Below are 10,798 nucleotides of genomic sequence, written 5' to 3' on the forward strand. Positions count from 1 at the left end.
CTTCCTCTGGACTGTTACTGGTGGTAGCACTCGCCTGGCGAGACAATGGCGCCATTCGATGACCAGTACCCGTCATAAGCGGGAAGGAAAGCCACCATGGAACGCACCTTCAGTTCCTCGCTGCACAAAGCCCAGCCCAGCAATCGCATCCCCGTTGCCCTGCGCGTGATCTCCACGCTGTCCACCTGGCAACGTCGGATCGCCAGCCGTAACGAGCTGGCTCGTCTCGATACCCGTATGCTGGCCGATGCCGGCATCACCGAGGCCCAGCGTTACCAGGAAATGCACAAGCCTTTCTGGCGCTAAACCGCACGGCTGCACAGCGCTCTCGAACCCCGCTCCGGCGGGGTTTGTTCTGTCCCATGTCCTCCGCGGGCGAGCAGCGTGCAGACAAGAAAAAGCCCCGGCGTGCCGGGGCTTTTTCGTTACCGCGCCGCTGGCGCAGCAGTCACTGCATGTTGTTCTGGTTGCGCGCGTCGACCTTGTTGGGCTTCTCGCTCTTGAAGGGCACCTCGGCTGCGCCATCAGCACCGCCCTTGACGGTGGTCTTACCTGGCACGGCTTCGGTAGCCGAGCCATTGACGGCCGTGGCACTCTTGGAGGTTTCGGCCGCGAAGACACCCGTGGCCATAGACAGCATCACAACAGCGGTAGACGTGATCAGCAGCTTTTTCATGAGTACGGCCTCTTTCGAATGAACCCGTGAATTCGAATTGGCCCGCTCCGGCGGGGAGTCGGGCATCTGCCACGGATACGCTGATCCGCAGTGCACGTTTAAGTTGACTGCGGCCTGGAATGCGGGGTTCCTGGGTATTTGTGAACATTTGTGGGCAAGCGGTTGGATCGATGGCCGGCCGCTCGCCTGGCCGAATCGGCCCAGGACGCTTTCCAAGCGCGGCGCGGCGCTCGACAATGCCCTGGCGAACCCACTGTCACTGGCGTGGTCAGTTCGCAGATCGCTCCTCTTCCATCGATAAGGACAATCATGAGGGCTCCCCGCCGTATCACCTGCTACCCGGTAACGGCCACGTTGTTACTGGTCGCATCGTTGTCGGGCTGTTCCAAGGAGCAGCCGCCGGCCGAGGAAAGGGCGCGGGTAGTGGTGGCCCAGGTGAAGCCGGTCAGCGACACCTTGCGGATTCCCTTCACCGGTGATGTCCAGGCGCGGGTTCAGGCACCCCTTGGTTTCCGGGTCAGCGGCAAGATCAGCGAGCGCCTGGCCGACGTGGGCGACCGGGTGCGCGAGGGCCAGGTCCTGGCGCGACTGGATCCCCAGGACCTGCGCAACAACCTGGCGACCGCCCAGGCCCAGGTGGACGCCCAGGAAGCCCGCGCGCGTCTGGCGCGGATCGATTTCGAGCGACAGGCCGCGCTGCTGCCCAAGGGCTATACCAGTCGCAGCCAGTACGACCAGGCCCAGGCGACCCTCGATGGCGCCCGCAGTGCGCTGCAGGCCGCCACGGCGCAGCGCGACGACGCCCGCAAGCAACTGGGCTACACCGAGTTGCGCGCCAGCGCCACGGGTGTGCTGACCGCGCGCCACGCCGAGGCCGGGCAGGTGGTGCAGGCTGGAGCGGCGATCTTCGACCTAGCGGTGAGCGGCGAACTCGATGCCGTCTTCGATCTCTACGAATCCCTGTCCCGACAGCTGCAGGTGGGCCAGCGCCTGCCCATTTCGCTGCAGGCGCGTCCGGAGGTGACCACCCAGGGCCGGCTGCGCGAGATCGCGCCGACGGTGGCGAGCAGCGGCACGGTGCGCATCAAGGTACAACTCGACCAGCCACCCGCGGCCATGACCCTCGGCGCGGTGGTCAACGCCCAACTGGTAGGTGCGGCGGGGCAGGGCTTCGCCTTGCCCTGGACGGCGCTGAACGGCACAACCGACCAGCCCGCTGCCTGGCGTCTGAACGAAGACGGCCGGGTCAGCCTGCAGCCGCTGCGCATCGAGCGCTACACCCGCGACAGCATCATCGTCAGTGACGGCCTCAAGGCTGGCGACCGCATCGTGATCGCCGGTGGCCAGGCGCTGAGCCCCAATCAGAAGGTCGAGGTGGCGGAGCGTTCCGCCTTCGACGAGGTGCGGCCATGAGGTGCATCCTGCTGGTCGGTGTACTGCTGGTGCTGGCCGGCTGCTCCAATGACGACGAGACGCCGCCGCCGATACGGCCGGTGGCGACCATGACGCTCAGCGCGCCACCGCTGCAGCGCGAGGTGTTCGCCGGAAGTATCCAGGCGCGCTACGAGAGCGTGCTGGGCTTTCGCGTGGGCGGACGCATGACCCGTCGCCTGCTGGACGTGGGGGCTCCGGTGCGCCGCGACCAGTTGCTGGCGGCGCTGGATCCCACCGACCAGGACAATGCCTTGCGCAGTCGCGAAGGCCAGGCCGCCGATGCCGAGGCGCAATGGCGCGATGCCCGCAACGACGCCCGACGCCAGCAGCAGCTGTTCGACCAGGGCGTCGGCTCGCGCTCCCAGCTGGACCAGGCGCTGACCCGGCTGCACACCCTGGAAGCCTCGCGCGAACAGGCCCTGAGCGCCGAGCGCCAGGCCCGTGACCAGCGCAACTATGCCGAGCTCTACAGCGATTTCGAGGGGGTGATCACCGCCTGGCAGGCCGAGGTCGGCCAGGTGGTATCCGCCGGGCAGCCGGTGGTCCGGGTCGCCCGCCCGGACATCCGCGAGGCGGTGCTGGACCTGCCCGCCCAGGCCATCGGCCACCTGGCGCCGGAGCGCGAGATGACCGTCCGCATGGCGCTGGACCCGGAGGTCGCGGTGGTGGGCAAGGTGCGCGAGATCGAGCCTCAGGCCGATGCCACCACCCGTACCCGACGGGTACGCCTGACCCTGAACGATCCGCCGGAGGCCTTGCGTATCGGCACCCTGGTGCAGGGCGAGCTGGAGCTGCCCGCGGCGCAAGGCCTGGCGCTGCCGGTCCAGGCCTTGCGCCGCCAGGGCGACCAGACAATGGTCTGGGTGGTGGAAGGCCAGGGCCAGCAGGCCCAGGTGCGCCAGCGCCCGGTCCAGGTCCTGCGCGAGGCCGATGGCCAGGCGTGGATCGGCAGTGGCCTGAGCACCGGCGAGCGGGTGGTGGTGGCAGGCGTCAACAGTCTCGAGGAGGGGCAGCGGGTGAAGGATCAGGAGGGCGCACGGCCATGAAGGGCTTCAACCTGTCGGACTGGGCGCTGCGCCACCAATCCTTCGTCTGGTACCTGATGTTCGTCGCCCTGCTGATGGGCGTCTTCTCCTATATGAAGCTGGGGCGCGAGGAAGATCCGTCCTTCGCCATCAAGACCATGGTCATCCAGACCCGCTGGCCGGGGGCGACCACCGAGGAGACCCTGCGCCAGGTCACCGAGCGGGTGGAGAAGAAGCTCGAGGAGCTGGATTCCCTCGACTACACCAAGAGTTTCACCCGGCCGGGGCAGTCCACGGTGTTCGTCTATCTGCGCGACACCACCCCGGCCAAGGCGATTCCCGACATCTGGTACCAGGTGCGCAAGAAGATCGCGGACATCCAGGGCGAATTCCCCCAGGGCATCCAGGGACCGGCCTTCAACGACGAATTCGGCGACGTCTTCGGCAGCATCTATGCCTTCACCGGCGATGGCTTCGGCATGCGCCAGTTGCGCGACCAGGTGGAGCAGGTACGTCGCGAGATCCGCAGCGTGCCGGGTATCGGCAAGGTACAGGTGCTCGGCGCGGAGAACGAGGTCATCTACCTGGACTTCTCCACCCGCAAGCTGGCCGCCCTGGGGATCGACCAGCGCCAGGTGATGCAGAGTCTGCAGCAGCAAAATGCGGTAGCGCCCTCGGGCACCATCGAATCCGGCGCCGAGCGCATCAGCGTGCGCACCAGTGGCGAATTCCGCTCCACCGCCGATCTCGCCGCGGTCAACCTGCGCATCGACGACCGCTTCTATCGCCTCACCGACCTGGCCGACATCCGCAGCGGCTACGCCGATCCGCCCAGCTCGCTGTTCCGCTACAACGGCCAGCCGGCCATCGGCCTGGCCATCGCCATGAGCAGTGGCGGCAACATCCAGACCTTCGGCGCAGCGCTCACCGAGAAGATGCAGGAGCTGACCGCCGACCTGCCGGTGGGCATCGGCGTGCACGTGGTCTCCAACCAGGCGCAGGTGGTGGAAAAGGCCGTCGGCGGTTTCACCCGGGCGCTGTTCGAGGCGGTCATCATCGTGCTGGTGGTGAGCTTCATCAGCCTCGGCGTGCGCGCCGGCCTGGTGGTGGCGCTATCGATCCCCCTGACCCTGGCGCTGGTGTTCGTCTTCATGGAATACAGCGGCATCACCATGCAGCGGATCTCCCTCGGTGCCCTGATCATCGCCCTGGGCCTGTTGGTGGACGATGCCATGATCACCGTGGAGATGATGGTGACCAAGCGCGAAGAGGGCGAGTCGCTGCACCGCTCGGCGACCTTCGCCTACGAGTCGACCGCCTTTCCCATGCTCACCGGGACCCTGGTGACGGTGGCCGGCTTCGTGCCCATCGGCCTCAATTCCAGCAGCGCCGGCCAGTACACCTTCACCCTGTTCGCGGTGATCGCCGTGGCCCTGCTGCTGTCCTGGATCGTCGCGGTGTTCTTCTCGCCGGTGATCGGCGTGCACATCCTGCCGAAACAGGTGAAGAAGCACGATCACGACCAGCCCGGGCGCCTGGCACGCTGGTCCGATGGCCTCTTGCTGGGCGCCATGCGCCATCGCTGGCTGACCATCGTCCTCACCGTGCTGCTGTTCGCCGCAGCGCTGTTCTCGATGAAATTCGTGCAGAACCAGTTCTTCCCGTCGTCGGACCGGCCCGAGTTGCTGATCGACTTCAACCTGCCGCAGAACGCCTCCCTCGACGCCACCCGGGCGCAGATGGACAGATTCGAGAAGACCCTGGCCGACGACCCGGACGTGGCCCATTGGAGTTCCTACGTTGGCCAGGGCGCGGTGCGCTTCTACCTGCCACTGGACCAGCAACTGGAGAATCCCTTCTATGGCCAGGTGATCCTGGTGGCCAAGGACCTGGAGGCGCGCAATCGTCTGCTGCCCAAGCTCAAGCAGCGCCTGCGCCAGGACTTCGTCGGCCTGTCCGGCTATGTCCAGCCGTTGGAGATGGGCCCGCCGGTGGGGCGGCCGATCCAGTACCGCGTCAGCGGTCCGGACGTCGCCGAGGTGCGTCGCCAGGCCCTGGCCCTGGCCAGCGTGCTGGGCAAGAGTCCGCAACTGGGTGACTTCCTCTACGACTGGAACGAGCCGGCGCGGATGCTCAAGGTGGAGGTCAACCAGGACAAGGCGCGGCAACTGGGCTTTTCTTCCCAGGACGTGGCGCAGATCCTCAACGGCGTGGTCACCGGCACCACCGTGACCCAGGTGCGTGACGACATCTACCTGGTCAACGTGGTGGCCCGCGCCAGCGAGGCCGAGCGGCGCTCGGTGGAGACCCTGGAAAACCTGCAGATCATGACGCCCCAGGGCGTCGCGGTGCCGCTCAAGGCCTTCGCCCGCATCGACTACGCCCTGGAGCAGCCGCTGGTGTGGCGCCGCGATCGCCTGCCCACCATCACCCTCAAGGCCTCGATCCTCAGCGACATCCAGGCGCCGGACCTGGTCAAGCAGTTGCAACCGGACGTCGATGCCTTCATCGCCAAGCTGCCGCCGCGCTACCAGGTCGCCGTGGGCGGTACGGTGGAGGAGAGCAGCAAGGCCCAGGGTCCCATCGCCGAGGTGGTGCCCCTGATGCTGTTCCTCATGGCCACCTTCCTGATGATCCAGCTGCACAGCATCCGCAAGCTATTCCTGGTGGCGAGCGTCGCGCCCCTTGGTCTGATCGGCGTGGTGTTGGGGCTGATTCCCTTCGGCCAACCGCTGGGCTTCGTCGCCATCCTCGGGGTGCTGGCGCTGATCGGCATCATCATCCGCAACTCGGTGATCCTGGTGACCCAGATCGATGCCTTCGAACAGGCCGGTCGCTCGCCCTGGGACGCCGTGGTGGAAGCCACCCGGCACCGTCGCCGGCCCATCCTGCTCACCGCGGCGGCGGCCAGCCTGGGCATGATACCCATCGCCCGCGAGGTGTTCTGGGGACCCATGGCCTACGCCATGATCGGCGGTATCGTCGCGGCGACCCTGTTGACCCTGCTGTTCCTGCCGGCGCTGTACATCGCCAGCTATCGCATTCGCGAACCGGAGCGCGAGGGGCGATGAGTGAAAGTGGCGGGCAAAAAAAACGGCCTTCTGGCGGAGGTCTCCAGAGGAGACATCTGCCAGAAGGCCGCAAGGAGCTATCCAAGGAGCCACTGCCGGAGGGAAGGATTCGCGCGGTCAGAATGTCGAATCCACAGCAGCTCACCGCACCACTATCGTGCGTGCGACTTTTTCAATAAAGTGACGGCTTGACGAAACTCCATTGCGAAAAAGGCAATAATGGATATTTTTCAAGGCATGCGCATTTTCGTCCGGGTGGTGGATCTGGGCAGTCTCACGGCAGCGGCCCACACCCTCGACCTGTCTACCGCCCAGGTGTCGCGCTTGCTGGCGGAGCTGGAAAGCCACCTGCAGACGCGCCTACTGCACCGCACCACCCGGCGCCTGGCGCTGACCGAAGCGGGCGAGCGCTATCTCGAACGTTGTCGGCGCATCCTGCAGGACGTCGACGAGGCCGAGGCCGAGGCCAGCGGTGCACACCTCAAGCCCCATGGTCACCTGCGCCTGCATTCCATGACCGGTCTGGGCACCCAGTTGCTGGCACCGCTGGTGTCGCGCTTCTGTGCCCGCTATCCGCAGGTGGAGATCGTCATGAACCTCTCGCAGAACCATCCGGCGCTGCTGGAGGAGGGCCATGACATCGCCATCACCCTGGACACCGAGCTGGCCGATTCCGACTTCGTCGCCCAGCGCCTGGGCGGCGTCTACAGCGTGGTCTGCGCGGCGCCCAGCTACCTGGCGCAGCGGCCGGCACCCAAGGTGCCGGCCGAACTCGCCGAGCACGACTGCCTGCGCCTGCTCGATCCGAACTTCTCCGAGCGCTGGGTGTTCGCCGGCCCCGAGGGCGAGCAGCAGGTGACGCCGCGCTACGTCTTCCAGGTCAACGTGGCCGAGGCCCTGGCCAGCGTGGCACGGCAGGGCATGGGCATCTGCCTGTTGCCCAGCTACATCGCGGTCAACTACCTGCGCGACGGCAGCCTAGTGCGATTGCTGCCCAACTTCCGTCTACGCGAGCGCAACATCCATGCGCTCTATCCGTCACGGCGGTTCCTCGACGCCAAGATCAAGACCTGGATCGATTTCCTAAAGGAAGAACTGCCCGAACGCCTGCAGTTGGAGAACCGGGTCCTGGAGGACCAGCGCTACTGGGCCAAGGACTGAAACGGGCGCTATTGCGGCTTTTGCAACAGTGATTTAGTTAGCATGCTATTTATAAGGTTGCGTTCAATTCCTATAATGGCTCCGTACCCCGATGAACACATCCTTGTAGGAGTTCGAGATGAAACGTTCTCTGTCTGCCCTGTTGTTGACCGTCGCTGCCCTGACTTCCGCTCAGTTCGCCTTCGCCGACGAAAATCCCAGCCTGAGATACAAGCTGGTCGACCAGAATCATGCGGCCATGCAGCACTACGCCGATCAGTCCGCTCAGGACCGCAACGTGCGTCGTTGAGCCGCTACGCTTTCGAAAGACCACCCCCTCTTCGCTCCTTTGGTCTTTCTCCGCCGCACCCTTCGGGTGCGGCTTTTTTCTATCTGCGGCACACTGGCTCCCTGACCTTGTCGAGGTGCCCATGACCGCTACTTCCGCCCAACGACTCGCCCGCCTGCGCGCCTTCCTCGCCGAGCAGGGCGCCGACGCCTGCCTGATCCCCAGCGCCGATCCTCATCTGTCCGAATACCTGCCCGAGTACTGGCAGGGTCGCGCCTGGCTGTCCGGCTTCACCGGCTCCGCCGGCCTGCTGCTGGTGACCCGTGACGCCGCCAGCGTCTGGACCGACAGCCGCTACTGGGAGCAGGCCGCGCGTGAACTGGCAGGCAGCGGCATCGCCCTGATGAAGCAGGTGGCCGGCCAACCCCAGGCCCATCTGCACTGGCTGGCCGAGCAGGTACCGACCGGTGGCACGGTGCTGGTGGACGGCCAGGTGCTGTCCCTGGGTGCGGCCGCGGCACTGCGTAGTGCCCTGGAGCCCAAGGGCATCCAGCTGCGTACCGATCGCGATCCCCTGGCGGCGATCTGGAGCGACCGGCCCGAGTTGCCCGTGGCGCCGGTCTTCACGCATGCGGCGCCCTTTGCGCCTCAGTCGCGCGGCGCCAAGCTCGCCCAGGTGCGCCAGGCGATGGCCGAGGCCGGCGCCGACTGGCATTTCATCTCCTCGCTGGACGACATCGCCTGGTTGCTCAACCTGCGTGGCGCCGACGTGCCCTACAACCCGGTGTTCCTCGCGCATCTGCTGCTGGGCCGGGACAGCTGCCGGCTGTTCATCGATCCGGCCAAGGTACCCGCCGAGATCCGCGCCGCCCTGGTGGGCGATGGCGTGACCCTGGCCGACTACGACCAGGCGGCCGCCGAATTGGGTTGCCTGGCGGAAGGGAGCACCCTGTTGGTGGACCCGGCCCGCGTCACCCTGGGGCTGGCCGAGGCGGCGCCCGTGGGCGTCAAGCGCCTGGAGCAGATCAATCCCTCAACCCTGCTCAAGGCCTGCAAGACCGCCGCGGAAGTGGCCCAGGTGCGCACTGCCATGGAAGAGGACGGCGCGGCGCTCTGCGTGTTCTTCGCCCGCTTCGAGGCCGCCCTGGCCCGCGGCGAGCGCCTCACCGAGCTGACCGTCGACGACTGGCTGAGCGAGGCCCGGGCCGCCAGGCCCAATTTCGTTTCCCTGAGCTTCGCCACCATCGCCGGCTTCAACGCCGGCGGCGCCTTGCCGCATTACCGTGCCACCGAGGAGGCCCATGCCGAACTGCAGGGCGATGGCCTGCTGCTGATCGACAGCGGCGGCCAGTACCTGGGCGGTACCACCGACATCACTCGGGTGGTCCCCATCGGTACCCCAGGCACCGCCCAGAAGCGCGACTTCACCCTGGTGCTCAAGGGCATGCTGGCGCTGTCGCGGGCGCGCTTCCCGGCCGGGGTCGCCGCGCCCATGCTCGATGCCCTGGCGCGCGAGCCGATCTGGGCCGCGGGGATCGACTACGGCCACGGTACCGGCCATGGCGTGGGCTACTTCCTCAACGTGCACGAGGGGCCGCAGTCGATCTCCTTCTATGCCACCGTGACCCCGCACCACGTGCTGCGCGAGGGCATGATCACCTCCAACGAACCGGGCATCTATCGGCCTGGCCAATGGGGCGTGCGGCTGGAGAACCTGCTGCTGTGCACCCACGTCGGGCACACCGAGTTCGGTGACTTCCTCGCCTTCGAAACCCTGACCCTCTGTCCGCTGGACACCCGCTGCCTGGATCTCGCCCTGCTGCGCGACGACGAGCTGGACTGGCTGGATGACTACCATGCCGAGGTCCGGCGCCGCGTGCTGCCGCTGGTCGAAGGCGCCGCGCGCGATTGGCTGCTGGTGCGCACCGAACCCGTCGCGAGGACCGCCCGATGAGCAGCAATGCCCAGCAATTCGCCAGTGACAACTACTCCGGCATCTGCCCGGAAGCCTGGGCCGCCATGGCCGCCGCCAACGTCGGCCACGAGACCGCCTATGGCAACGACACCTGGACCGCCCGCGCCGCCGACCGCTTTCGCCAGCTGTTCGAGACCGACTGCGAGGTGTTCTTCGCCTTCAACGGCACGGCAGCCAACTCCCTGGCCCTGGCGGCGCTGTGCCAGAGCTACCACAGCGTCATCTGCTCCGACACGGCCCACGTCGAGACCGATGAATGTGGCGCGCCGGAATTCTTCTCCAATGGCTCCAAGCTGCTGCTGGCACCGGCGCACCAGGGCAAGCTGACCCCGGGCGCCATCCAGCAGATCGCCACCAAGCGCGCCGACATCCACTTTCCCAAGCCGCGCGCGGTGACCGTCACCCAGGCCACCGAGGTCGGCACCCTCTATGGACTGAACGAGCTGCAGGCCATCAGCGCTACCTGTCGCGACCTGGGTCTGCACCTGCACATGGACGGCTCGCGCTTTTCCAACGCCGTGGCCAGCCTGGGCTGCACGCCGGCCGAGGTGACCTGGAAGGCCGGGGTCGACGTGCTCTGCTTCGGCGGCACCAAGAGCGGCATGGCGGTGGGCGAGGCCATTCTCTTCTTCAACCGCGACCTGGCCGAGGACTTCGAGTACCGCTGCAAGCAGGCCGGCCAGTTGGCCTCGAAGATGAGATTCCTCTCCGCGCCCTGGCTCGGCGTGCTGGAGAACGACACCTGGCTGCGCCACGCCCGCCATGCCAACGCCATGGCGCGGCTGCTGGCCGAGCGGGTGCGCGACGTGCCTGGCGTGGACTTCATGTTCCCGGTGGAAGCCAACTCGGTATTCCTGCAGCTCTCCGAGCCGGCGCTGGATTACCTGCGCAGTCGCGGCTGGCGCTTCTACACCTTCATCGGCAGCGGTGGCGCCCGCTTCATGTGCTCCTGGGACACCGAAGAAGCCCGGGTGCTGGAGCTGGCGGCGGATATTCGAACGGCGATGGGCGGGTAGGGCGTATCGCAGCCATGGCGGTCCGCTGATGCGGCCGCTCCTGCGGGATATCCGGCTGCTGTAGGAGCAACTGTCTTATCGCGGCCATGCCGGTGCGCCGTAGCGACCGCTCTGGTCTGGACTATCGCGGCCATGGGTCGCTCCTACAAAAGCATCACCCCCTGTAGGAGCG

9 protein-coding genes are annotated in these 10,798 nt (G+C 66.7%); 8 read left to right on the forward strand and 1 reads right to left on the reverse strand.

Annotation, left to right across the window (positions count from 1 at the left end):
- Positions 1–96 precede the first annotated feature (96 nt).
- Positions 97–306: a DUF1127 domain-containing protein gene (locus RND78_RS23845; protein ID WP_312732481.1), complete on the forward strand. Its 210-nt coding sequence runs from the start codon at positions 97–99 to the stop codon at positions 304–306.
- A 142-nt stretch (positions 307–448) separates the two neighbouring features.
- Here the strand turns inward: RND78_RS23845 and RND78_RS23850 are convergent, their stop codons facing one another.
- Entirely contained in the window at positions 449–676 is a 228-nt protein-coding gene (locus RND78_RS23850) for a hypothetical protein (RefSeq protein ID WP_153014268.1), read from the reverse strand.
- Positions 677–985: 309 nt separating this feature from the next.
- Here RND78_RS23850 and RND78_RS23855 point away from each other — a divergent pair, with 309 nt between their 5' ends.
- The 7 genes from RND78_RS23855 to RND78_RS23885 all read left to right on the forward strand — a co-directional run bounded on the left by RND78_RS23855 (position 986) and on the right by RND78_RS23885 (position 10,626).
- Complete coding sequence (locus RND78_RS23855) at positions 986–2,089, forward strand: efflux RND transporter periplasmic adaptor subunit (protein ID WP_312732482.1); 1,104 nt, start codon at positions 986–988, stop codon at positions 2,087–2,089.
- On the forward strand, positions 2,086–3,156 hold the full coding sequence (locus RND78_RS23860) for an efflux RND transporter periplasmic adaptor subunit (protein ID WP_312732483.1): 1,071 nt from the start codon (positions 2,086–2,088) through the stop codon (positions 3,154–3,156). Before RND78_RS23855 ends, RND78_RS23860 begins: the two co-directional genes overlap by 4 nt.
- On the forward strand, positions 3,153–6,206 hold the full coding sequence (locus tag RND78_RS23865; protein ID WP_312732484.1) for an efflux RND transporter permease subunit: 3,054 nt from the start codon (positions 3,153–3,155) through the stop codon (positions 6,204–6,206). The genes RND78_RS23860 and RND78_RS23865 overlap by 4 nt, the downstream gene beginning before the upstream one ends.
- Before the next feature lie 219 nt (positions 6,207–6,425).
- On the forward strand, positions 6,426–7,367 hold the full coding sequence (locus tag RND78_RS23870) for a LysR family transcriptional regulator (RefSeq protein ID WP_312732485.1): 942 nt from the start codon (positions 6,426–6,428) through the stop codon (positions 7,365–7,367).
- A 118-nt stretch (positions 7,368–7,485) separates the two neighbouring features.
- Positions 7,486–7,656: a hypothetical protein gene (locus RND78_RS23875; RefSeq protein ID WP_312732486.1), complete on the forward strand. Its 171-nt coding sequence runs from the start codon at positions 7,486–7,488 to the stop codon at positions 7,654–7,656.
- A 121-nt stretch (positions 7,657–7,777) separates the two neighbouring features.
- Entirely contained in the window at positions 7,778–9,589 is a 1,812-nt protein-coding gene (locus tag RND78_RS23880) for an aminopeptidase P family protein (RefSeq protein WP_312732487.1), read from the forward strand.
- On the forward strand, positions 9,586–10,626 hold the full coding sequence (locus RND78_RS23885) for a low specificity L-threonine aldolase (protein ID WP_312732488.1): 1,041 nt from the start codon (positions 9,586–9,588) through the stop codon (positions 10,624–10,626). The genes RND78_RS23880 and RND78_RS23885 overlap by 4 nt, the downstream gene beginning before the upstream one ends.
- The last annotated feature ends 172 nt before the right edge of the window (positions 10,627–10,798 follow it).

Origin of the sequence: Pseudomonas oryzihabitans (assembly GCF_032027545.1) — a bacterium.
Lineage (GTDB): Bacteria > Pseudomonadota > Gammaproteobacteria > Pseudomonadales > Pseudomonadaceae > Chryseomonas > Chryseomonas oryzihabitans_F.